The organism is Actinoplanes sp. DH11 (assembly GCF_020873875.1).
Classification (GTDB): Bacteria; Actinomycetota; Actinomycetes; order Mycobacteriales; family Micromonosporaceae; genus Actinoplanes.
This window is the reverse complement of sequence record NZ_JAHWGU010000009.1, coordinates 214,056-237,885: the sequence shown is the minus strand read 5'-3', so window position 1 is coordinate 237,885 and position 23,830 is coordinate 214,056. Positions and strand designations below refer to the sequence as shown.

Sequence of the window (23,830 nt, the reverse complement as noted above, 5' to 3'; positions counted from 1 at the left end):
CTCTGCCGCGTTGAGTTCTACACCGGGGACTCAACGCAGGAGGTGCTCACATCGTGGCTGGACCGAGCCTGGTGATCCGGTTCGGTGCCGGACGGATCACGCTGGCGCTCGACGACGACACGGCGAGCGGGCTGCCGGTGATCTCGCACCGGGACACCACGGCCGACCGCGACACCGCGCCCGCCGAGTTGTCCGGCCTGCTGAGCGAGGTGCTGCGGGACGCGGTGCGCCCGGTGCCCCGCGCGCTCACGGTGGTCCACCCGGTGGGGTGGGACGAGCAGCACCGGACCGCTCTGAGCCGGGCCGCGGCCGCCGCCGGTGTCGGCCGGCCGGCGTTCCTGATCGGCCCGGTCGCGGTCGCGCACGCGGTCGCCACCGGCCTGCGGCGGCGGCGGGCCGCGGCGGTGGTCACGCTCGGCGGGCCGCTCGCGGAGGTGGCGGTCCTGATTCGTACGCGCACCGGGTTCACCCAGCTCGGCGAGGCCTCCGGCGTCCTGGTGCCGCACACCCCGGAGGGCCGCCGCCGCGTCGTCGGGGAACTGCTCACCACGATCGCCACGGCCGGTCTGACCGCCGAACGGCTCGCCGGCGTCTACGTGGTCGGTGACACCGAGCCCGGCGCCCCGCTGGCCGCGGAGATCCAGCGGACCCTCGGGGTGCCGACGTCCGCCCGGCGCGAACTGGAGACCGCCGCGGTCGACGGGGCGCTCACCGCGTACCCCCGCAAGACGCACGGCCTGCGCCGCCGCACCCGGGTCGCGGCAGCCGCGGCGACCGCGCTGATCCTCGCCGCCAGCGGCGGCACCCAGCTGGCCGGCACCCAGCTGGCCGGCGTGCACCTGGGCGGCGTGCGCTGGGGTGGCGGCGCCGATCCGGCCGACGCCCGGTTCGTGGCGGCCACCGCCGCCCCGGCACCGCTGGTGCACGTGCTGGACGCCGACGCCGGGCGCCTGTCCACGCTGAACACCGGCACCGGCCTGACCAGCCCGGCCGCGACCCTGGCGCCCGGCGAGGCCGACTGGTTCCACACCGTCCCGGACGGCCGGACCGCGGTGATCGGCAACGCCGAGGGGATTCTGCTGGTGGACACCGCGGCGCGCCGGGTACGGCACCGGGTCGCCGTGCCGGGTGCGACGGCGACCGCGGTCTCCGCCGACAGCCGGACCGTCTACGTGCTGGCCGGTTCCCCGGCCTCGGTGGTGCCGGTCGACGTCGCCTCCGGTGCCGCCGGCAAGCCGGTCACCGCGGGCCGGCAGGCCGGGCAGATGGTCGCCGGACCCGGCGGCGTGCTCTATGTCCTGGAGCCCGCGGCCCGGCTCGGCATCGTCGACACCGCCGCCGGGACGAGCCGAACCATCGCGCTGCACCGCAGCTCCCGGGAGATCGTGCTGACCCCGGACGGCAAACGCCTCTACGTGGCGGCGGACCGCTGGCTCGGCCCCTACGACACCGGGACCGGCCGGTTGCTCCCACCACTGGAGCTGCCCGGAAAGATCACCGCGCTGGCGGCCACCCCGGACGGGCGCTCGGTCCTGGCGCTCTGCACCACGGCGACCGGCATGGTGGTGGCCGCCGTCGACGTGGCCGGCGGCCGGGTCCGCGCCGAGATCCCGATGCCCGGCGTGGGCAACGCGTGGCGGCTGAGCGCCGCGCCGGGCGGGCAGCGGGCGTACGTCTACGGCAGCGCCGACACCCCGGTGATCGGCTGGATCGACACGGCCGCGGACCGGGCCGGCCCGCCGATCCGGGTCGGTGCCCAGCCGTGGGAGATCGTGCACCGCTCGGACGGCTCCACCGCGTACGTCCTGACCCGGCTCGACGCGAACCGGTCGGCGCTGGTCAGCGTGGACGCGGCGACCGGCACCGCGGGCCGCGTCTTCGACCTGCCCGCCGGACCGGTCGTGATCGCCACCCCGGGCTGAGCGAACTCTCCTCGGCCGAATCCTTCAGTCGCGGGACCGGCGGCCGACAAGTACGCACGACAGTGGCAACGACCTGAGAGGCCGGTAACCAAACGTGCGTAGCTCCGCGGTGTACGACCAGATCCCCGTCGTCAAGGTGACCGGCCAGGGCACCACGACCCTCTCCGCCTTCCACGACGCGCTGGTCAACGCCGATCTCGCCGTCTACAACCTGGTACGACTCTCCAGCGTCATCCCGCCCGGCACCTCGGTCGACGCGACCGGTAAGGCGCCGGTGCCGGTGGGCGCCTGGGGCGACAAGCTGTACTGCGTCTACGCCGAGCAGTACGCCACCCTGCCCGGCGAGCAGGCCTGGGCCGGCATCGGCTGGGTGCAGCGCCTCGACGGCAAGGGTGGCCTGTTCGTCGAGCACGAGGGCACCAGCGAGGGATACGTCACCCAGGCGATCAAGAACAGCCTGCGTGACCTGATCCGCGGCCACGAGGAGGGTTTCACCGACCCCGACTTCGTGGTGCACGGCGTGGTCTGCGAGAGCGACCCGGTCTGCGCCATGGTGATCGCCCCCTACGAGACCGCCACCTGGGTGGGCGCGGCGAACTGATCGACCAGCTCGGCACGAGTGAGCCGCGCGCCCGGTTGGCGGACCGGGCGCGCGGCGGCATTTCCGCCGCGTCCGGTTCCGTGTCGGTCAGGAGGGCCGGGCGCCCGTCAGCCGCGCCGCCGTCCGCTGTTTCAGCGCGAACCCCTGCTTGGCCGCGTCACGCAGCCGGGCCACCAGCGGCGACCGGGACCGCCGCGCCCACGGCACCGGGACCTCGACGGTGCCGTACTTCGCCTTGTACGCATTTCCCCCGACGAAGTCGAACTCGGTCACCCCGTGGTCCTTCGCCCACCGCATCGCGTGCCAGATCAGGCTCTCGTTGGGCCGCAGGTGCTGATCGGCCCGATAGCTGGCGCCACCCCAGAAGTACATCGTCCGGTGGTACCACGGCAGCACTGCCGTCGCGATGCACCGGCCACCCGCGTCACGGGCGCGCAACAACAGGATCCGCCCCGGCCCCTCCAGGTGACGGATCAACGACTCGACTCTTTCCACCGAATAGGTGGGCACCAGATTTTGCTTGGCGAAAACATCCCGCAATTGATCGTGGAATTCACCGGCGAATGCGGGATCGCCGTGCACCTCCTCGATGATGACGCCACTCTTCGCCGCCTTGCGGATGTTGCGCCGGCAGGCACTGGCCATCGCACCGAGGAGCGCGTCCTCGGCGGGGCTCAGATCGATCACCGCGGTGGGCGCGGTCTCCCAGCGCAGGCCGAGGCCGGCCAGGTCGGTCTCGGTCAGGCCGCGGTCGCGGACCTCCAGGTGCGCGCAGCCGAGCTCGTCGAAGGCGAACGGCACGAGCGCTTCGAGGGCAGCCCGCCGCGGCACCTCCGGCCGCAGGTTGAAGCCCATGTAGGACGTGGTCCAGCCGGCCATCGGCGTGCCCAGGATGCGGAGCCCGTACCGCCGGGTGACCAGCCCGGTGAAGTGGCCGACGACGGTGTCGCCGTCGTGCACGGTGGCGAGCACCGGCTCGGCGCGCTGGCTCTCGGCCACGAAGGCGAGCCACTCGGGAGTGTGGAAGATCAGCCGGTCGTGGTAGGTCGCACGATCGGCCCAGAGCCCCGCGGCCGGTTCGGCCCGTCGCAGTCGAAGCATGGTCGGTATCCCCGATCGAATAGGCTCCCCGCCCGGATGGTGCCCACCCGCGCGCGCATTCCACAATGACCCGTTCGGACCAATTCCCTTTCACATGAATAATCCTCGCGTTCCTTATGACAATTGCTACTGCCGTGGCCGGTGAGCATTTGCCATCGTGGGTGCAGAGCCGCGGGGCGCATGGCGCCGTGGCCCTTCGTGGTCGAGGTCGGTGATTGATCGCGATCCACGAGTGGTCGAGATCAAAGGGGGACCATTGCACCCGCCCACGGCGATCAAGAAGCGCCTGAACGAACTGGGGCTGCGCAGCCGGCTCCGGGCGCGTCCCCGGGCACAGGGCCGGATCCTCGCACCCGCGGGGCTGCTCCGCCGGCTCCCGAGCACGCCGGGCCTCTACTTCCCCTTCTACCACGACGTCGCTGCGGAGTACGGCGCCGACCTGCGCCGCCACCTGCGCACCCTCCAGCGGATCGGCCCGATGCTCTCCTGGGACGAGGCCCTGGCCGTGCTGGCCGGCGAGCGCGAGCTGACCGGCCCGATGTTCTGCCTGTCCTTCGACGACGCCCACCTGACCTGGCGCGACGTGGCCGCACCGATCCTGCTGGAGATGCGGGTGCCGGCGATGTTCTTCGTGACCTCCGGCCTGGTCGGCCGGCCCGGCAACCTGACCTGGTCGGACTGCCGGCAGCTGGCCGCGGCCGGCTTCGCGTTCGGCTCGCACACGATCACCCATCAGCGCCTCACCGATCAGGACGACGACACCGCCGAGCGGGAGCTCACCGACTCCAAGCGGGAGATCGAGGACGAGCTCGGGGTGGCCGTCCACGACTTCGCCGCGCCCTACGGCTCGGCCGTCGACTGCGGCGAGCGCGAGGTGGCCATGGCGCGGCGGGCGGGCTACCGCAGCTTCGCCACCACGCTGCGCCCGGCGATGCACCCGGGCGAGTCGCCGATGTGGATCCGGCGGCAGGGCCTGCACCCGGCGTGGCCGATCATGGCGGTCAGGACCCGGGTCCATGACTGACACGCGCATCTACCTCTCCCCGCCGGACGTCAGCGACCTGGAGCGCAAGCTGCTGCTCAAGGCGTTCGACTCGAACTGGGTGGCGCCGGTCGGCCCCGACCTGGACGCCTTCGAGGAGCAGGTCGCCGAGTTGGTCGGCGTGCGGCACGCGGTGGCGCTGAGCAGCGGCACCGCGGCCCTGCACCTGGCCCTGATCGCCGCCGGGGTGCGGCGCGGCGACACCGTGCTGGTGCCCTCGTTCACGTTCGCCGCCAGCGCCAACGCGGTGACCTACCTGGGCGCCCGGCCGGTCTTCGTGGACTCCACGCCGGACAGCTGGAACGTCGATCCCGCCCTGGTGGCCGAGGAGCTGCGGGTCCGGGCCGAGCAGGGCCGGCTGCCCCGCGCGGTGATCGCCGTGGACATGTACGGGCAGTGTGCCGACTACGACCCGCTGCTGACCGCCTGCGACCGCTATGGCGTGCCGCTGATCGAGGATGCCGCGGAGGCCCTGGGCGCGACCTACCGGGGCCGGCCCGCGGGCTCGTTCGGGCTGGCCGGCGTGCTGTCGTTCAACGGCAACAAGATCATCACTACCGGTGGCGGCGGGATGCTTGTCACCGACGACGACCGGATCGCGCGGCAGGCCCGGCACCTGGCCACCCAGGCCCGCGAGCCGGTGCCGCACTACGAGCACCGCACGGTCGGCTACAACTACCGGCTCAGCAACCTGCTGGCCGCGGTCGGCCGTGGCCAGCTGCAACGGCTCGGCCAGATGATCGCGGCCCGGCGTGAGACGTTCCACCACTACCGCGACGCGCTCGGCGACCTGCCCGGCCTGACCTTCATGCCGATCGCCGGGTACGGCACACCCAACCACTGGCTCACCTGCGTGCTCGTCGACGAGGGCCGCGACCGGATCATCGCCGGGCTCGCCGGGCAGGACATCGAGGCCCGCCCCGCCTGGAAACCGATGCACCTGCAGCCGGTCTACCAGGACTGCGAGAGGCGTGGCGGCGACGTCGCCGGCGACCTGTTCCACCGCGGGCTCTGCCTGCCCAGCGGTTCCGCCCTGACCGCGCGGGACCGGGAACGCGTGGTCACCGCCGTCCGAGCCGCACTGTCGAAGGGCTGAGGGTCGCGATGCACATCGTCTACATCCACCAGTACTACTGCAATCCACGGATGGCCGGCGGCATCCGCTCCTACGAGCAGGCCCGCAGGCTCGTCGCGCGCGGCCACACCGTGGACGTGATCACCACCGACATCACCCCCGGCTCCCGGGACCTGGGCTGGCGGGTCACCGAGGACGAGGGTGTCCGGGTCCACTGGTTCCGCGTGCCGTACTCGAACAACATGTCCTATGCCCGGCGGCTGCGCGCCTTCGCCGAGTTCATGCTCCTCGCCGCCGCCCGGGCGGCCCGGCTCAAGGCCGATCTGGTCTTCGCCACCAGCACCCCGCTGACCGTCGCCGTGCCCGGCGTGATCGCGGCCCGGCTGCGCCGGGTGCCGTTCGTCTTCGAGGTCCGTGACCTCTGGCCCGAGGTGCCGATCGAGATGGGCGCGCTGCGCAACCCGGTGGCCCGCCGGCTGGCCGGCGCGCTGGCGAGCTTCGCCTACCGCAACGCCGCCGAGGTCGTCGCGCTCTCACCGGGGATGGCCGCCGGCGTCACCGCGCGGCGCCCGGCGACCCGCACCACCGTCATCCCGAACGCCGCCGACCTGGACCTGTTCGCCGTCGACCCGGCGGCGGTGGCCGCGTTCCGGGCCCGGCACGACTGGCTCGGCGACCGGCCGCTGATCGTCTACACCGGCGCGCTCGGCGCGGTCAACGGCGTGGAATACGTCGTGCGGGCCGCCGCCCGGATGCGCGAGCTCGACCCCGACGTCCGGGTGCTGATCGTCGGGCACGGCAAGGAGTGGGAGCCGACGAAGGCCCTCGCGGCACAGCTCGGCCTGCTCGGCGGCGTGGTGCACATGTGGGAGAAGGTGCCGAAATCCGAGCTGCCGGTGATCCTCGGCGCGGCCACCATGTCGACGAGCTTCGTCCGGCCGATCCGCGGCCTCTGGGACAACTCGGCCAACAAGTTCTTCGACGCGCTCGCCGCGTCCCGGCCAATCGCGATCAACTACGGCGGGTGGCAGGCCGACCTGCTCACCGCGACCGGCGCCGGGCTGGTGCTCGACCCGGAGGACATCGCCACCGCGGCCGAGCTGCTGGTCAAGCACGTGCGTGACGAGGTGTGGCTGGAGCAGGCCCGGGCGGCGGCGCACCAGCTCGCGGTGGAGCAGTTCTCCCGGGACCTGCTCTTCGACCGCTTCGAGGCGGTCCTGAACCGGGCCGGCGGAAAACGCCCGGCGCTCACCCAGCAGTCCTGACGATCGGGGGAAACGTGGAACTGCGTGCCTATGTGCGGGCCTGCCGGCGTCGATGGCTCTGGTTGCTGGTGCCGGTCCTGGCCGCCGCCGGCATCGCGGCCGGTGCGACACTGGCCGGCCCGCCGGCGTACCGGTCCTCGATGATCGTCTTCGTGACCGGCGGCAACGGCGACCCGGACGCCGACGCCCGCCGCCTCAACTCCTACATCGCGCTGCTCACCGGGCCCCGGGTGGCGCAGGGCGTGGTCGACCGGCTCGGCACCGCGGTGACGGCCGACGAGGTGCAGAAGAGCCTTTCCGCGCAGGTCCGGGAGGGCACCGACCTGCTCCAGATCTCGGCGACCGGCCCGGAGGCCGAACGCAGCCGGCAGGTCGTCACCACCGCCGCCGCGGTGCTGGTCAGCCTGGCCCGGGAGATCGGCACGAGCAGCGACGACGGCCCGGCGCCGGCGATCTCGATCGTGCAGGACGCGGTCACCGTCGAGGACCCGGACAACCTGCTGCGCAACATCGGCTTCGCCGCCGTGCTGGGCCTGCTGATCGGTGCGACAGCGGTGGCGGTCCGGGAGGCGACCGCGAAGACGGTCGCCGAGGAGGACGACCTGCGCCGGCTCGGCCTCGGCACGGTCGGCACCATCTCGATCGGCAACCGGCCGGGCCGGGCCGGCAACCCGGACCAGGCGCTGGCCGAGGCGTTCCGCCGGCTGCGCAGCCTGCTGCCGGACCTGACCGACCCGCACCGCGGCGCCGGGCGCGGCCGGTCGGTGCTGCTCACCGGTTCCAGCCGGAAGGAGGGCACCACGGCGGTGACCTGCGGGCTGGCCATAGCGATGGCCGAGACGGGGGCGCGGGTCGCCGTGGTCGACGCCAACCTGCGCACGCCCGGCCTGGGGCGTTACCTCGACCTGGAGACCTCCCGCGGGCTGGCCGAGGTGCTCACCGGCGACGCCCGGATGCCCGACGTGCTGCAGAGCTCGCTCGGCGGCCGGGTCACCGTGCTGCCGGCCGGGGAACACGCGCCCGACCCCGGCGAGATCCTCGCCTCGCCGCGGCTGAGCGCCACCGTGCGCACTCTCACCGAACGCTTCGACATCGTGCTCGTCGACTCGCCGGCCCTGCACGGTGTGGCCGACGCCGCGGTGCTCAGCCAGGTCACCGACAGCGCCCTGCTGGTGGTCCGGGCCAACCGCACCCGCGCCGCCGACGTGCAGAAGTCGATGGATCTGCTGCAGCGGGTCGGCGGCCGGCTGGCCGGCGCGGTGCTCAACGCGCTGCCGCGCAAGCTGCCCACCGGCAAGGACTGGCACGAGGTGGTGGCCGAGGTGCAGCCCGGCCTGGACAGCATCGGCCTGCTCGCCGAGCCGGAGACCACGACGCGGCCGAGCCGGATGGACGACACGTTCGTCTCGCTGCCGCCGGTCGGCCGGGCGCGCGGCCGGGCCCGGGTGGTGCAGCCCGCGATCGGTGAGGCCGCGGAGCCGCCGGCACCGGCCAAGCCGGTCCAGCCGGCCAAACCCGCCGATTCGGCCGAATCGGCCCCGCCTCGGGGCTGGGCGCCCGTCTTCACGACCGAGCCGCAGCTGCCGGCCCAGCGCAACCCGGACGAGGAGCCACGTCCCGGTGAGTGAGGTCCAGGTCCACCGGACACGGACCGGGTCGCCCGGTCCGCCGCGGGGCGCCCGGCAGCTGGTCTGGCTCGCCGGGATGCTGCGCGAGCCGTACGTCCAGTTGCTCGCCTCGCAGGTGCTGACCGGCGCCGTCGCGATGGCCGCCAACATCCTGATGGTCCGCTCGCTGACACCCACCCACCGCGGCGAGGTCGCGCTGATGCTCCAGGTGGTCTACCTGGCCACCCAGGTGCTGCTGCTCGGCACCGAGCGCAGCTTCGTGGCGGGGTACCACAACGTGTCGCCGGCGCCCGCGGTCCGGGCCTACGGCCGTCTGCTGCTGGTGCCGGCACTGCTGTTCCTCGGCGGCGCGGTGCTGTACGCGCTTGTCGCGCCGCACCGGCTCAGCCCCGGCCCGATGGTCGTCGGCATGCTCGCGTGGTACGCGCTGATCGAGGCGGCCGGCCTGGCCACCCGCTCGATCGCGATCGCGGTGGGCCGGGTCCGCGACTTCCTGCTGTGCCGGGTGATCGAGGCGTTGCTGTTGCTCGGCGCGCTGGTCGGCCTCTACCTGGTGGGTGCGGCCAGCCCGGCCACCTGGTTCCTGGCCTACCTGCTGGCCGGTGCCGCGCCGACCGTGATCTACGTGCTGATCTGGCTGCGGCTGCCGGTGTCCGAGACGGACACCCCGATCACGCCGGGGCAGAACCGCCTGGTCCGGCGGGAGGGGCTGGCCCTCTTCCCGGCCGCCCTGTCGAACATGGCGATGCTGCGGGTGGACCGCCTGGTCATCCCGGCGCTGGCGTCGACCGCAGCGCTGGGTCTCTACGCCTCGGTCGCCACGATGACCGAGCTGCTGGCGTGGCCGGTGCGGGCGTACGCGGACTCGCGCCTCGGGCGCTGGCGGGCCGCTGACCTCAAGGGTGATCTGCGGTCGAAGCCGATCGTGGTGGCCGTGTCCCTCTATGTGCTGGTGGTGGTGCCGCTGGTGGCCGGTGGCCTCTACCTGCTGATCGAGCCGCTGTTCGGCCACCACTACGCGCCGGCCAAGTCGATCGTGCTGCCGCTGGTGGTCGCCGCCGGCCTCTACGCGGTGTCCCGGGTCAGCCTGGGCCTGCTGATCGCCAAGGGGCACGGCGGTCTGGTGTCGGCCGCGGAGATCACCGGTTTCGTGGTCAGCTTCGCGACGTACCTGCTGCTCATCCCGAAGATCGGTATCCTCGGCGCGGCCTACGGCTCGCTGCTCGGCTACGGCTGCTGCCTGCTCTTCGCCCTGATCGCCTCCCGGGTGGTCCGGGACCGCCCGCCGGCGACGGACCGGGCATGACCAGGCATGCCTTCTTCGCCCCGGGACTCGTGCTGGTCCTGGTGACGATCGGCGGCCGGTACACGCTGGACCGTGCCGGTCTGCTCGAACTGGCCTGGGTGGACCTGCGGGTGATCGGCCTGATCATCGCGCTGGTGCTGCTCGCCGTCGATCTGGCACGCCGCCCGCACCGCCTGTCCGCCACGTCCGGTCCGGGCAGGCGGGAGGGTTGGCTGGTGGCCGCGGTCCTGTTCTTCCTCTTCCAGATCGGCTCGGCGCTGTGGGCGCCGCCCGCTTCCCGGGTCGGGCCGCAGACCCTCGACCTGGTCCTGCTGGGCGTCCTGGTGCTGGCCTTCTACGTGTACGCGGTGGGCGACCCGGAACCCGTCATCAAGGCCACGTTCGGGCTGATGTTCGCGGCCGCGATCGTCTTCGCCCTCCAGGCCCTGCTGATCAGCGGGCCGGGCGAGCAGGGCCGGTACTCCGCGTTCGGCGGCGGCCCGAACGTCTTCGTCCGGATCCAGATCCTCGGCGTGATCAGCGCGGTGGCGCTCTTCCTGATCACCGGCCGGTTGCTGCCGCTGCTGGTGACGCCGTTGTTCCTGCTCGCCGCGGTGCTCTCCGGTTCCCGGGCCGGTCTGCTGGCCGGTGCCGCGGTCGGCGCGTACGCCCTGCTCAAGCTGCGTCACCGGCTGCGGGCCGGTCCGGTCGTGGCGGCAGTGGTGCTGCTCGCCGGGGTGATCGCCGGACTGTGGGCGTTCGCGCCACCCGAGTTCACCAGTCTCTTCCAGGAACGGTTCGTCGAGCAGACCGTCCAGGAGCAGTACCTGTCCGACCGCACCTCGATCTGGGCGGCCGCCTGGAACCTCTTCCTGGCGCGCCCGATCGCCGGCGCCGGGCTGGACGGCTTCTACGGCGTGATCGGGGTGAACCAGATGGTGGAGTACCCGCACAACTACGTCCTCGGGGTGGCAGCCGAGGGGGGCCTGATCGGTCTCGGCCTGCTCGCCACCTCGATCGTGCTCTGGACCCGCCTGGTCCACGGCGGCGGCGCCCGCCCCCAGCTCACCGGCCTGGCCGTGGCCTCGGCCGTCTTCGTCGCGCTGAGCAGCCTCTTCTCCGGCGACTACTACGACTCCCGGCTCGCCTGGATCTTCGCGGCCCTCGCCGCGGCGGCCGCCCTGCCCCGCGTCCCGCAACCGGGTCACGAGGTCGAACCGCTCGCCGGCCGGCGAGAGCCGGTGCCCCGATGAACCCGCCGAAACGCCTGAGCCGGCGTTCGCTGCTGCTGCTCGGCGCGGGCGCGCTGGCCGTGGCCGGCACCGCGGCCGCGCACACCGCCGTCCGCGACTCCGACGTGCCGGAGGTGCTGGACCCGATGCCCGGGGCGGCACCCTCCCGGCAGGACCGGCTGAAGGTGAAACCGGTGTCGCACTGGACCGCTCTGTACCAGAAGAGCTGGGACTTCCAGTACCGGGAGGGCCTGCCGCTGAGCCGTTCGGCGGACAGCCGCGACCACTACGACCTGGCCTACGACATCGACTCCCTGGTGGCGATGTTCCGCGCCACCGACCAGCGCCGCTACCTGGACCGGGCACTGACGTTCACCGAGAACGTGGTGGCCGTCGCCAAACCGTCGGCGTCGCTGCCGAGAAGCGGGTTCGGGGACCGCTACCAGGGCTGGGCGTCGAGCAAGTCCGGTGAGGGCGGCGACGAGGTCCCGCTCTACGAGAGCTACTTCTGGCGGTACGGCACGACGCTGCTGACGGCGATCCGGGACAGCCCGGGCGTCTGGGGTGACGCCGGCTACCGGGCCCGGTACGACCGGCTGCTGGGTTTCGCCGAGACCGACATCTTCGAGAAGTGGTTCACCCGGGGCGCCGACGACAACATCTACCGGGAGCGCACGCACATGGCCGCGCACTGGGCCCTGATCGCGCTCAACCTGTCCCGGCTCACCGGTGACGCCGGGCGCAAGTCGCGGTACTCGACCGTCCACGACACCATCGCGAACCGGCTGCGGGCCCAGCTCCGCCGCAACCCGGCCGAGCCGACGGCCTACTTCTGGAGCGACGTGTGGGACTCGGCGAAACGGCCGGGGCAGGACGTCGGGCACGGCAACGGCGTCATCGCGTACGTCGTGGAGGCTCGTGATCGCGGCAGCGCCTGGACCGACGCGGACATGGCCGCGTTCGCCGCCCTGCTCACCAAGGTCGCCTGGCCGGGCGGCACCACCTACCGCGCCTATGTGGACGGCACCGGCACCGACAACGGCTGGTTCGCCGACGGCTTCGTCAAACTCGGCCGCTACGACCCGGCGGTGCAGCTGCGACTGGAGAAACACCGGGTCGTCAACGACCAGTTCGTCGCGAACATGGCGCTCAACGCCCGCGTGCTGCGGGCGTGAGCGCGGAAGGAGACACCCATGACGGCATCCTTGCTGGAGCCATCGGCCCGCGAGTGGAAGGAGACGTTGCAGCACGTCGGCCACGACATGTACCACGTGCCGGAGTACGTCGTCCTCGACGCCCGGCTCTACGGTGGCGCGCCGGCCGCGTTCTGCTTCGAGCAGGACGGGCACCGGCTGCTGATCCCGTTGATCGTGCGGTCCGTGCCGGGTTCGGAGCTGCGCGACGCGATCTCGCCGTACGGCTACCCGGGGCCGGTCAGTGACGCGGCGCCGGAGGACACCGCGTTCTGGGAGCGGGCGTGCGCCGCTTTCGTGGCGACGCTGCACGCCGAGGGCATCGTCTCGGCCTTCGTCCGGATGCACCCGCTGCTCGGTGCGCCGGTGCCGGCGATGCGGCAGGCCGGCACGGTGGTCCACCACGGCGAGACCGTGTCGATGGACCTGACGGTGAGCCTGGAGGAGATGTGGGGCCAGACCCGCAGCGACCACCGCAACCACATCAACCGGGCCCGCCGCGCCGGCACCCGGGTGATCTTCGACGACTGGGACCGGCTCGGCGAATGGGTCGAGGTCTACCACGACAACATGCGCCGGGTCGGTGCGGGCGACTACTACTTCTTCACCCGGGAGCACCTGGCGGCCCTGCACGACGCGGTCGGCGACCGGATGCACCTGGCGGTGGCGCTGGAGGGCGACGAGGTGGTCGGCGGCAACACCTTCTTCGAGTACGACGGCATCGCCACCGGTTACGTGTCGTCGACGCGCCGGGCGCCGAAACGGTACGCCGACGAGATGCTCTACGACGAGGTGCGGCGGTGGTGCAAGGAGCGCGGTGACGAGGTGTTCCACCTGGGCGGCGGCAAGGGTGGCAGCAACGACTCGCTGTTCTCCTACAAGGCGGGCTTCTCGCCGCGCCGGCACCCGTTCCACACCTGGCGGGTGATCGCCAGCCCGGCGGCCTACCGGGCGCTGGTGCGCGAGCACCGGCCGCAGGCCGACCCGGACGACGTGACCGCCATGTTCCCCGCCTACCGTTAGGAGAGCCATGCGCATCACCTGCGTCGGCGGCGGACCCGCCGGCCTCTACTTCTCGGTGCTGGCGAAACTGGCCGACCCGGCCAACGAGGTCACCGTGCTGGAACGCAACCCCAAAGGCGTGACCTGGGGCTGGGGCGTGGTCTTCTGGGACGACCTGCTGGACGACCTGTTCCGGTACGACCCGGTCAGCGCGGAACGGATCTGGGAGTCGGCCCGCAAATGGGACGAGTACGAGGTCCGCGCCACCGGCAAACCCGTCACCCACCTGGCCGGGTACGGGTTCAGTCTGGGCCGGCACCGGCTGCTCGAGATCCTCGCCGAGCGGGCCGCCGAGCTGGGCGTGAACGTCAGCTACTCCGACGAGCTCAGCGACCTGGCCGCGCTGCCGCCGGCCGACCTGGTGGTGGCGTGCGACGGCGCCCGCAGCCGGGTCCGGGAGGCGCACGCCGGACATTTCGGTGCCGAGGTCGAGGTCGCTGCCAACAAGTACATCTGGCTCGGCACGCCGCACGTCTTCGACACGTTCACGTTCGGGTTCGAGCGGACCGAGGCCGGCTGGATCTGGTACCACGCCTATCCGTTCGACGACACGACGAGCACGTTCATCGTGGAGTGCCAGCCGTCGACGTGGGCCGCGCTGGGCTTCGACACGCTCGACGGACGGGCCGGCTCCGCCCGGCTCCAGGAGATCTTCGCCGACCACCTGCACGGGGCGCCGCTGATCGACCAGCGGGCCGAGATCGGCGGCACCGGCTGGCTGAACTTCCGCCGGGTCACCGCGCAGCGCTGGGACCACGGCAACGTCGTGCTGATGGGGGACGCGGCGCACACCACGCACTTCGCCATCGGCTCGGGGACGAAGCTGGCGATGCAGGACGCGATGGCGCTGGCGGACGCCGTCGCCGGGGCGTCCGGTGAGGGTCTTCCGGTGGCGCTGGAACGCTACGAGCACCGCCGCAAGGCGGCAATGGCGCCGCTGCAGAAGGCGGCGCGGGCGAGCAGCGCCTGGTTCGAGCGCCTCCCCGAGTACGCCGACCTGCCGGCCAAACGATTCTCGTACGCGCTGTCCGACCGGCGCGGCGAGTACCCGGCGTGGCGATATCTGCTGCACATGTCGACGCAGAGCCCGCTGCCCCGCACCATGTTGCGGTGGACGCTGAGCGCCCGCCGGTGGAGCCGCGCCCGCAGACGGCCGGTCACCGCCGGCCCGATGATCACCAATACCGCCTGACCGGTAACACCGAGGGGATGACCGATGGCCGAAGGCGCCCTGCTGGAACCCGGCGACACGGCGTGGGCTGATGCCCTCGATCGTGCCCGCCACGACGTCTACCACCTGCCCGACTACGTCGCACTCGACGCACAGCTCGTCGGCGGCACCCCCGCCGCGTTCCGGTACGACGAAGCCGACCACATGATGCTCGTTCCGCTGGTGCTGCGGACCATCCCGGGCACCGGGCTGCGGGACGCCGTGTCCCCGTACGGCTATCCGGGTCCGGTCAGTGACCTGGCGCCGACCAACACCGCGTTCTGGGCGCGCGCCGCGAAAGCCATGGTGGAGTTGCTGCGCTGCCACGACGCGATCACCGCGTTCGTGCGCCTGCACCCGCTGCTGCCGGTGCCGGCCGTGTCCCTGGAACGGGTCGGCACGGTCGTCCGGCACGGCGAGACGGTCGGCATCGACCTGACGCTCTCCCCCGAGCAGATGTGGAGTGAGACGCACCGGACCCACCGCAACCAGATCAACAAGTCGAAGCGGGCCGGGGTGCGGGTCGAGTTCGACGACTGGAGCCTGCTCGACGAGTGGATCGGCACCTACCACGCCACGATGCGCCGGGTCGGTGCCACCGACTTCTACTTCTTCGACCGCGACCACTTCCACCGGCTGCGGGACGCGCTCGGCGATCACCTGCACCTCGCGGTGGCCCGGCACGACGACGGGGTGCTCGGCGGCAACTTGTTCTTCGAGCACCAGGGCATCATGCACACCCACCTGCAGGCCACCCGGGACGGGCAGATCTGGTGGGCGGACAAGCTGCTCTACCACGAGGTGCGGCTGTGGGGCCGGGACCGCGGCAACCAGGTGTTCCACATCGGCGGCGGGCTGGGCGGGTCGGACGACTCGCTGTTCCGTTACAAGGCGGCGTTCGGGTCGCTCCGGCAGGACTTCCACACCTGGCGGGTGATCACCGATCCGATCGCGTTCGAGAAACTGGCCGGGCCGATCACACCCGAGTCGCTGACGGGACGGTTCCCGCCGTACCGCTGAAGCTCTCCACCAGCCCGGCCAGGACGTCGCGGGTCCGGTTCAGCTCGGTGATCTGGACCTGGACCCGCTCCAGTTCCTCGGCGAGCCGGGCCGCCAGCCACGGCGTGCGGATCGACGCGTCGGCGACGCAGGGCAGCACCTCGCGGATGGTGGCGCTGGTCAGCCCGGCGGCCAGCAGCGAGCGGATCAGCCGCACCCGCTCGACCGCGCCCGCCGGGTAGCCGCGCTGGCCGCCGGCGCTGCGCTCGCTGGTGAGCAGGCCCTGCTCCTCGTAGTAGCGCAGCGACCGGGCACTGGCACCCGTCGCCGCGGCAAGGTCACCGATCCGCATCCGTCCCCCTGTCTTGCCGCTCTGTCTCGCCGACCTGTCTCGCCGGTCTGTCTTGCCGCGCTGTCTCGCCGGTCTGTCTTGCCGGTCTGTCTTGCCGGTCTGTCTTGCCGGTCACAAAGGCTTGAAGCTGACATCGGTGTCAAGTCTTAGCGTGACGGCATGACGCTGACAAGCCCTCTCACGCTCGGCGGATTCACGCTCCCGAATCGCTTCGTGATGGCGCCGATGACCCGGTTCCGCTCCCCCGGCGGCGTGCCCACCCCCGAAGTGGCGGAATACTACCGCCGCCGGGCCGAGAACGACGTCGGCCTGATCATCACCGAGGGCACCCTGATCGGGCACCCGAGCGCAAGCCACGAGACCACCGTGCCCCGGATGACCGCGGGCGCCGCCGAGGCGGGCTGGCGCCTGGTCACCGACGCCGTGCACACCGCCGGCGGCCGGATCGCCGCGCAACTCTGGCACCTCGGCAGCGAACGCTCCCCCGTCGACGGTCTGGCCTCGTGGACCCCGTCGACCATGACGCTGTCCGATATCGACACCATCGTCGAGGCGTTCGCCGAGTCTGCCCGGGTGGCGGTCCGGGCCGGTTTCGACGCCGTCGAGATCCATGCCGCGCACGGGTACCTGCTCGACGAGTTCCTCTGGCCGGTCACCAACCAGCGCACCGACGCGTTCGGCGGCACGCCGGCACGCCGGGCGGCCTTCCCGGCCGCGGTGGTGGGCGCGGTCCGTGCGCAACTGCCCGCCACGATGCCTTTGATCGTACGGTTCTCGCAGTTCAAGGAACGCGACTACCGCGCACGGATCGCCCGGTCACCGGCCGGGCTCGCCGCCCTGCTGGAACCTCTGGCAACGGCCGGCGCGGACGTCCTGCACGCCTCGCAGCGCCGCTTCTGGGAACCCGCCTTCGACGGCTCCCCGCTCAACCTGGCCGGCTGGGCGCGGCGGATCACCGGGCTGCCGACGATCACCGTCGGTTCGGTGGCGCTGGACCACGAGATCTCCCACCGCGAGCGCCTCCTGACCGGTCTCGATCAGGGCGAGTTCGACCTGGTGGCGCTCGGCCGGATCCTGCTGGCGAACCCGGCCTGGGTGCGGCTGGCCCTGTCCGGCCGGTCCGCCGAGAGCCACCCGTACGAGAAGTCGCACGAACTCGCCTACCTCTGACGGTCATTCCGGACCAGTTCCGCCGGGGACCGGCTGCTCCGCCGGGGACCGGCCGCTCCGCCGGGGACCGGCCGCTCCGCCGGGGACCGGCCGCTCCGCCGGGGACCGGCTGCTTCGCCGGGGACCGGCCGCGGGTCGGCGGCCGGTCGCCGGCGGATTCTCAGCGGCGCATGACACCGTGCGGGTCGAGGACGTACTTGCGGGCGGCGCCCTGGTCGAACTCCTGGTACCCCTGCGGCGCCTCGTCCAGGGAGATGGCCTTGGCGTTGACGTTCTTCGCGATCTGCACCCGGTCGTGCAGGATCGCCATCATCAGGCCGTGGTTGTACTTCATCACCGGGCACTGACCGGTCACGAACGAGTGCGACTTCGCCCAGCCCAGCCCGAGCCGCAGGGACAGCGAGCCGACCTTCGCGTCGTCGTCGACACCGCCCGGGTCACCGGTGACGTAGAGGCCGGGCACGCCGATCGCGCCGCCGGCCCGGGTCAGGTCCATCAGCGAGTTCAGCACCGTCGCGGGCTTCTCCACGCCGGCGTCCCGGCCGTGCCCGCGCGCCTCGAACCCGACCGCGTCGACGGCCGAGTCCACCAGCGGCTGGCCGATCGCCGGCGCGGCCCGGCCCAGCAGCTGCTGCACCTGCTCCACCGGGTCGCCGTTCGCCACGTTGATCGTCTCGCAGCCGAAGCTGCGGGCCTGCGCGAGACGTTCGTCGTTGAGGTCGCCGACGATGACCACCGCGGCACCGAGCAGGAACGCCGACGTGGCCGCGGCCAGGCCGACCGGACCGGCACCGGCGATGTACACCGTGGACCCGGTCGTCACGCCCGCACTCACACAACCGTGGTAGCCGGTCGGGAAGATGTCGCTGAGCATGGCCAGATCCAGCGCTTTCTCCAGCGCCTGGTCCCGGTCGGGGAACTTGAGCAGGTTCCAGTCGGCGTACGGCACCATCACGTACTCCGCCTGCCCGCCAACCCAGCCGCCCATGTCGACGTACCCGTACGCCGACCCCGGCCGGTCCGGGTTCACGTTGAGACAGACCCCGGTCTTGCGTTCCTTGCAGTTGCGGCACCTGCCGCAGGAGATGTTGAACGGCACCGACACCACGTCACCGACCCGGATGAACTCCACGTCCGGCCCGACGTCGATCACCTCACCGGTGATCTCATGACCGAGGACCAGGCCTTCCGGCGCGGTGGTACGCCCACGCACCATGTGCTGGTCGCTGCCGCAGATGTTGGTCGCCACCGTCTTCAGGATCGCGCCGTGCGGGGTACGCCGCCCGACGTTCATCTTGTTGACGCCAGGCCCGTCCTTCATCTCGTAACTCGGATAGTCGATGTCACGTACCTCGACCCGTCCCGCACCCTGATAGACAACCGCTCTGTTGCCTGACATGTCGCGCCTCCAGCGTGTCGTATCGTCTCCCGACGCCGTCACCGCCATATTTCTCGGCACGTGACCGGAACAGAACCGTCAGTAGTCGCGGATGACGCATACACCCCCGTCGTCAGGCACGGCCCGCTTCGAACACGGCCGCCAGGTGCGGCGCCCCCCACGCCGGAAATCGGCCCGCTCCACCGGTTCCAGCCGCACCTGCCGGGCCCCGGACCCCGGAACCGGCCGCAGCCCGGTCCAGTGGTCACCGGTGAGCAGCCACGCCACCTGCCCGGCAAGCACGCCACCGTCCCGGTCCCGCCCGGTGGCCAGGGCGGAGAGGCTACCGCGCATCTGCGTACGGGTCCGCCCGACCAGGTGCGTCGAAGAGGGACAGTTCCAAAGTCCCGCCAGCAAGGGTGAAGAGGCTGGCACCCCGAATCCCGGAAACACTGAACAGCCCTCGCAGCACCCGGCCCGGCACCGCGGTCTCCAGCCGGACAGCCGCCACCGGCGCAGCCAGAACCACCACATCAGCCAGCAACGATTCCCCACCGCTCCCCGCGCCGCGGCCCGCACCCCCGCTCCCAGCGCCGCCGCTCCCCGCGCCGCCGCGGTGCTTGCCGCCGTTTCCAGCCCCGCCGTCGTAACTGCCGACACCGGCGCGGCCCTCGCTGCTACCGATACCGGCGCCGCCGTCGCTGCTCCATCCGGTGCGGCTCCGGGCTCCCTCGACCTACCAGCCAGTTCCTCGTCGATCAGTCCGGCGGGATCGTCACACTCGCCTGCTCAACAAGCGCAGCCATCTCCGCATGACTCAGCACAACCCGCCGGGTGGTCACAGCACACCCCTGCCCGCCCACTCGCGCACCGCCAGCACCAGCACCAGCACCAGCACCAGCACCAGCACCAGATGATCAGTCTCGCGCCGCCACTCGCAGCAGGCAAGCGAGCGACACCACGCGGAGTGAGCGACCGATGACGTAACGAGCGTTCAGTGACGGCACCCGGCAACGACAACCGGGGGTGATCATGCTGAAGGCGGCCACCGCGATCCTCCGGACTGCCTAGAAATCGCGAAGGCGGGTCTGACGGTGGCCGCAGCACCAGTGTGGACCCGTTTCCGGCGCCGCGCGAGCACCCGTTCGAGGCCGCTCCGCGAACGGGTGACGCCCCCAACCTCACGCCTGCGGATCGACCAACGCAGGCACCACCTCTATCCCAGACCTCGACCAGATCACCCCGGCGCCCATCACGCACGTCAGCCACATCAGCCCGGCGCCGCTCGTGCGAGATGTTGATCTGCTAGCCCTGCTTTCCGCAGGTCGGTGATCGTCAGCACCATTCCAGCGGATCGACGTCGAGTAGGTCGAGGAGTTCGTGTTGCAGGGGTGTGGGTAGCGGGATGGTGGGCGGGTTGCCGCCGATGGCGGGGATGAGTCTCATGCCGGCGAGGGCTTGCAGGATCAGCCGGGTGGTCGGGATCGCGGGGCGGCCGGCGTAGAGACCGGCGACGGTGGTCCGGCCTTGGGCGCGTAGCGCGGCTCTGACCTGGCGTTCGATGAGGCTGAAGATGAGCAGGGCGAGACAGATCACGGTGATCATGGCGGTGATCCGGCGGTTGTTCTTCAGGTAGATCGCGGCAACAGCCAGGGGGCCTTTGAACGCCGAGTAGCGGCGTTCGACGGCTTCCTGGCCTTTGTAGTGCAGCAGCACCTGGGTGGCGTCGGCCTCGCCGGGATCGAGGTTGGTCAGTAGCGCGTACCAGCCGTCGGTGGCCGCTTCGGCATCGATTACCGCCTGGTCGAAACGCCAGTGCAAGGTGGGTTTGCCGGTGTCCGGGTCGGTGCCGGTGGTGGCCTGCAGGTAGGCGCCGACGCGGCGGGCCTTGCCGATCATCGCCAGGCGGGCCTCGACCGCTGCCGCATCCGGGTAGTGCCGCGAGCCCAGGGCCCGGCTCAGCCGGGCCAGGTCGTCGCGGGCCCGGTCCAGTTTCTGGGCCCGCGCGGTGGCCGCGGCCTGGGCGCGGGCACTGGAATGCACGAACACCCGGCGCAGTGACAGCACCAGACCCTTCTTGCGCGGCACGGCCAGGTCCATGGTGTCCTCCCAGACGTGCCATGTGCCCCGCTTGTCCGGGTCTTTGCCGTGGTCACGGGCGGCGACGTAGTCGACCCGGGTGGCCTGGCCCAGATCCAGGCCGGCCAAAGCCGTAGCCGGCACATACAGCTTCGACGCCGGCGCCACGAACCGGACCTGCTCGGCCTGCATCGTGGCCAGATTCTCGTACGACACCAGCTTCGAGTCCCCGACGATCAACAACCGGCGTTCGGTAGCGATTTTCTGCAACGACTTCATCATCGGCACCACCTGAGCGACTTCGCCGGCACCGCCGTCATACGCGCGATGAAACACCGGCACCCCACCGTCCGCGGTCACCGCGATCCCGGTCTGGACCTGTTTCAAGTCCGGGCGCCGGTCCTTGGGATGACCGAACTTCGGCGCCGGATACCCCTGCTCGGGGTGCTCGTACTCGCCGTGCACCGAGATCGAGGTCATGTCCCAATGCAGGCGCGACACATCGATCCCGAACGCCTCGATCGCGGCCGCACCCACCGACCCGGCGATCGCGTCGACCCGCTTGGCGATCGCGTCCAGCGCCCGGCCGACCCGATCATCGTTGAGCTGTTCCGGGCGCACGCCGAAAACTTCCTCGACCGCGTACCCGCCCGCCCAGTCCTGCACCCGCACCAACGGTTCCGGCGAGGTCAACCGGTTCGCGACCAACGCCTCGACAACCTGACCGTGCGTCAACTCCGCCCGCCCATCGGCCGGGCACAACTCATCGATGACCGCACGAATCCGTAACCGGCCGGCGAACGCCGCGACCACCGGCAACGACCCCAACGCCTTCTCCACCGACGGCACCGAACCGTACTGCGCACGCTGTCTCACAACCCCGGCACGCTGCCACCAACCACCCACACCGCCAACCCGCCGCGCCGAACCCACCCACGATCACCGACACGCGGAAAGCAGGGCTAGCGCTACGAAATCGCGGTGATCATTGGCCTGAAAGCGCGATTTCGCTCCGCCAGCAGATCAACAACGCCACGCGGGCCCACCGCAGCGGGTCGCGGCTGGTCACTCACTGACCGCCAAGGAACCGAGGGCACGAAAACACCACGCCGCACCGATCCACTCGGCACCGGCGAGCCGGCATCGCACCCGGCACCGGCGAGCCGGCATCGCGCACACCAAGATCCGCCTCCGACGCCCGATCAGCACAAACCAGCAGGAAGAGGCGATCGCTGCCTGACCGAACCATAGGACACCCTGCGGAGGTGATGATCGGGGAACACGCGAGCGACGAACACCTGCCACGCACCCGCTGACCGTTTATGGACAGCATGGACAGCATGGACAGCATGGACAGCATGGAGGAAAGCGCCCGCCAGGTTGGCCGGTAGAGGCGGACGGTCAGGCTGCCACGCCGCCTACGGTCGGGGCGGGCTCGCTGACGGCCAGCCGCACCCGGACGCGCTTCGGCTCCTCGGGCACGGGTGCCGCCCCGGCGCCGGTCCGGGGCAGCGGGCGGCGCGGCTCGGCACGCCCCGAGCTGCCGCCGCGACCGGGATAGATCAGCAGGCCGTTGACGGGATCGGGGACGGCGTCGAGGGCGGCGCGGACGGCGGGCAACTCACGGTACGAAGACCAGCGGTCGTCGCTGCGGAAACCGATCTCGAAGAGGGTGCCCCATGGTTGCCGCAGCCAGTTCCACTCGTAGGCACCGTGGGCGATGGCCGTCTCGACAAGCACTGTGGCATAGGAGTCCTGCCAGCGCGCCGCGGATTGGTGCGCGCCGTCGATGACTTCGATCGTCCACCAGTGCAGTTCCATGGTGACCCGATGCTACCGCCACCGGGCAGCCATCAGCGTCGATCCCGCCGAACATTGGCATCTCACCCGCCGTGCCGGAACCAGAAACCGCGCTTTAGGCCGCCGTGGATTTGCGCCCGGACATCAAGGCGGGCGTCGCCCTGCGCCGGCCGCCGAGCCGGCGCTGCGGGGCGCGTCGCACTACCGGTTGTTCCTCCGGGGCGTCGCCGCGTCGTTCGGGCAGTTGCGGACCCGCCCAGGCGGGCAGCGCGCCGGGGACGTCGATGGTGCGGTCCGGCGGCACCCACAGGGGCTGCGGGGTGGTCGGTGAGCCCCACCAGAGGAAGGTGCCGTATCCCCGGACGAGGGGCGGCTGCAAAGCCGGCCAGTGTGCTTCGGGTGGGATGGCGAGCCGCCAGGCCTCGGCGTGGACGAGGGCCAGGCCGGCCTGGGGCGGGGCGACCGGGAGCGGGGTGGAGGTGTCGGAGGCGACGGGTGCGGTGGCGGCGGGTGCGGACGCGAGGATGACGGCGGAGGCGATGGTGATAATGCCGGCGAGCAGGGCGGCCGGTTCCCAGCCGGGGCGGACGGTGTCGCCGAGCAGGGTCAGCGCGATCACCGAGGGGGCGACGACCTCGCCGGTCCAGTGCACGGCCGTGACGCGGCCGACGTCGCCCTGCTGGAGCGCGTTCGCGTACAGGATCATGCCGTTGATCGGGAAGATCAGCAGGGCCCAGACCAGCGGTTCCGTGGCGATCGCGACAACCGCGGTGCCGAACGAGTCCATCGAGCCGGGCGGCAGGGTCAGTGCGCGGCCGGTGAGCGCGGCGCCGCCGAGGGAGAGGCCGCCGACGGCGGCGATGAGGCCGGGGATGCCGATCCGGGTGGTGGCCCAGCCGAGGATCACGACGCCGACCGCGGCCGCCGGGAACGCGATCCGCATGGTGGTCGAGGGCACCATCTCGTGCTGCTGGCCGGCGGACATGGCGAGGGCGGTCAGGGCGGCGGCGGTGCAGACGATCGCGATGACGTCGCGCTGCCGGAGCTTCGATTTCAGGAACAGCCAGGCCAGCACGGCGGTGATGGTGAGCGAGCCGGCCAGGACGGATTCGACGACGTAGACCGCGAGGTGCTGCAACGCGAACATCGCCGCGACCCAGGCGGAGATGTCGAGGGCGATGCCGATCAGGTAAAGCGGGTGGCCGAGCGTGCTCACGGTGTTGTGGCTGCGTTTCGCACCGATGGCCTGGAGGATCGATCCCACCGCGTAGCTCACGGCGCCGTAGACGGCCAGCCCGAGCGCAATCCAGGTCGCGGTGGTCATGGTCACCGTCCTTGATCACTCTGCGTTGATCGACGCATCACGTAATGATGATATGCCCATGCGCCGATCTCCGCGACCCTGCCACCGGACGAGGACGGCCAAGCACCCGACG

The 23,830-nt window shown here is 71.6% G+C and carries 20 protein-coding genes; 13 read left to right on the top strand and 7 right to left on the bottom strand.

Going from position 1 to position 23,830, the window contains the following annotated elements:
* Window positions 1–53 precede the first annotated feature (53 nt).
* Both LPA41_RS15850 and LPA41_RS15845 read left to right on the top strand, forming a co-directional pair.
* Complete coding sequence (locus LPA41_RS15850) at window positions 54–1,922, top strand: YncE family protein (protein ID WP_229071139.1); 1,869 nt, start codon at window positions 54–56, stop codon at window positions 1,920–1,922.
* A 94-nt stretch (window positions 1,923–2,016) separates the two neighbouring features.
* Window positions 2,017–2,523, top strand: coding sequence for a pyruvoyl-dependent arginine decarboxylase (locus LPA41_RS15845; protein ID WP_229071138.1), 507 nt, complete (start codon window positions 2,017–2,019; stop codon window positions 2,521–2,523).
* 87 nt (window positions 2,524–2,610) lie between these two features.
* Here LPA41_RS15845 and LPA41_RS15840 read toward each other — a convergent pair whose 3' ends face one another.
* Window positions 2,611–3,624 (bottom strand): GNAT family N-acetyltransferase, encoded by a 1,014-nt coding sequence (locus tag LPA41_RS15840; RefSeq protein WP_229071137.1) that lies wholly within the window; start codon window positions 3,622–3,624, stop codon window positions 2,611–2,613.
* 256 nt (window positions 3,625–3,880) lie between these two features.
* Between LPA41_RS15840 and LPA41_RS15835 the strand changes: the two genes are divergently transcribed.
* From LPA41_RS15835 to LPA41_RS15790, 10 genes are read left to right on the top strand one after another with little or no spacing between them, the layout of a single operon-like run.
* A complete protein-coding gene (locus LPA41_RS15835) occupies window positions 3,881–4,648 on the top strand; it encodes a polysaccharide deacetylase family protein (protein ID WP_229071136.1) in 768 nt (255 codons plus the stop codon).
* Window positions 4,641–5,762, top strand: a complete 1,122-nt coding sequence (locus LPA41_RS15830) for an aminotransferase class I/II-fold pyridoxal phosphate-dependent enzyme (RefSeq protein ID WP_229071135.1) — start codon at window positions 4,641–4,643, stop codon at window positions 5,760–5,762. Before LPA41_RS15835 ends, LPA41_RS15830 begins: the two co-directional genes overlap by 8 nt.
* Before the next feature lie 8 nt (window positions 5,763–5,770).
* Entirely contained in the window at window positions 5,771–7,006 is a 1,236-nt protein-coding gene (locus tag LPA41_RS15825; RefSeq protein ID WP_229071134.1) for a glycosyltransferase family 4 protein, read from the top strand.
* A gap of 14 nt (window positions 7,007–7,020) precedes the next feature.
* Complete coding sequence (locus tag LPA41_RS15820) at window positions 7,021–8,634, top strand: polysaccharide biosynthesis tyrosine autokinase (RefSeq protein WP_229071133.1); 1,614 nt, start codon at window positions 7,021–7,023, stop codon at window positions 8,632–8,634.
* Window positions 8,627–9,940, top strand: coding sequence for a lipopolysaccharide biosynthesis protein (locus LPA41_RS15815; RefSeq protein WP_229071132.1), 1,314 nt, complete (start codon window positions 8,627–8,629; stop codon window positions 9,938–9,940). The genes LPA41_RS15820 and LPA41_RS15815 overlap by 8 nt, the downstream gene beginning before the upstream one ends.
* Window positions 9,937–11,172 (top strand): O-antigen ligase, encoded by a 1,236-nt coding sequence (locus LPA41_RS15810; RefSeq protein ID WP_229071131.1) that lies wholly within the window; start codon window positions 9,937–9,939, stop codon window positions 11,170–11,172. Before LPA41_RS15815 ends, LPA41_RS15810 begins: the two co-directional genes overlap by 4 nt.
* On the top strand, window positions 11,169–12,326 hold the full coding sequence (locus LPA41_RS15805) for a hypothetical protein (protein ID WP_229071130.1): 1,158 nt from the start codon (window positions 11,169–11,171) through the stop codon (window positions 12,324–12,326). Before LPA41_RS15810 ends, LPA41_RS15805 begins: the two co-directional genes overlap by 4 nt.
* 18 nt (window positions 12,327–12,344) lie before the next feature.
* Window positions 12,345–13,367, top strand: a complete 1,023-nt coding sequence (locus tag LPA41_RS15800) for a GNAT family N-acetyltransferase (protein ID WP_229071129.1) — start codon at window positions 12,345–12,347, stop codon at window positions 13,365–13,367.
* 7 nt (window positions 13,368–13,374) lie between these two features.
* Window positions 13,375–14,598, top strand: a complete 1,224-nt coding sequence (locus LPA41_RS15795) for an FAD-dependent monooxygenase (RefSeq protein WP_229071128.1) — start codon at window positions 13,375–13,377, stop codon at window positions 14,596–14,598.
* Window positions 14,599–14,622: 24 nt separating this feature from the next.
* Window positions 14,623–15,636: a GNAT family N-acetyltransferase gene (locus LPA41_RS15790; protein WP_229071127.1), complete on the top strand. Its 1,014-nt coding sequence runs from the start codon at window positions 14,623–14,625 to the stop codon at window positions 15,634–15,636.
* Here LPA41_RS15790 and LPA41_RS15785 read toward each other — a convergent pair.
* Window positions 15,593–15,967 (bottom strand): MerR family transcriptional regulator, encoded by a 375-nt coding sequence (locus LPA41_RS15785; protein ID WP_229071126.1) that lies wholly within the window; start codon window positions 15,965–15,967, stop codon window positions 15,593–15,595. The two genes, LPA41_RS15790 and LPA41_RS15785, sit on opposite strands and share 44 nt — an antisense overlap.
* A 159-nt stretch (window positions 15,968–16,126) precedes the next feature.
* On the opposite strand from LPA41_RS15785, the gene LPA41_RS15780 reads away from it, so the two are divergent.
* Window positions 16,127–17,137 carry a 12-oxophytodienoate reductase gene (locus tag LPA41_RS15780; protein ID WP_229071125.1) on the top strand — a complete coding sequence of 337 codons (1,011 nt, stop codon included), beginning with the start codon at window positions 16,127–16,129 and terminating at the stop codon, window positions 17,135–17,137.
* Between the two features lie 160 nt (window positions 17,138–17,297).
* Here the strand turns inward: LPA41_RS15780 and fdhA are convergent, their stop codons facing one another.
* The 5 genes from fdhA to LPA41_RS15755 form a co-directional block, all read right to left on the bottom strand.
* A complete protein-coding gene (gene fdhA, locus LPA41_RS15775) occupies window positions 17,298–18,536 on the bottom strand; it encodes a formaldehyde dehydrogenase, glutathione-independent (RefSeq protein ID WP_229071124.1) in 1,239 nt (412 codons plus the stop codon).
* Window positions 18,537–18,614: 78 nt separating this feature from the next.
* Window positions 18,615–18,869 carry a hypothetical protein gene (locus tag LPA41_RS15770; protein WP_229071123.1) on the bottom strand — a complete coding sequence of 85 codons (255 nt, stop codon included), beginning with the start codon at window positions 18,867–18,869 and terminating at the stop codon, window positions 18,615–18,617.
* 981 nt (window positions 18,870–19,850) lie between these two features.
* The gene (locus LPA41_RS15765; protein WP_229071122.1) at window positions 19,851–21,470 is read right to left on the bottom strand and encodes an IS1634 family transposase; all 1,620 of its coding nucleotides are present in this window, start codon (window positions 21,468–21,470) and stop codon (window positions 19,851–19,853) included.
* A gap of 525 nt (window positions 21,471–21,995) precedes the next feature.
* Window positions 21,996–22,415: a hypothetical protein gene (locus tag LPA41_RS15760; protein ID WP_229071121.1), complete on the bottom strand. Its 420-nt coding sequence runs from the start codon at window positions 22,413–22,415 to the stop codon at window positions 21,996–21,998.
* Between the two features lie 94 nt (window positions 22,416–22,509).
* The gene (locus tag LPA41_RS15755) at window positions 22,510–23,718 is read right to left on the bottom strand and encodes a hypothetical protein (protein ID WP_229071120.1); all 1,209 of its coding nucleotides are present in this window, start codon (window positions 23,716–23,718) and stop codon (window positions 22,510–22,512) included.
* Between the last annotated feature and the right edge of the window lie 112 nt (window positions 23,719–23,830).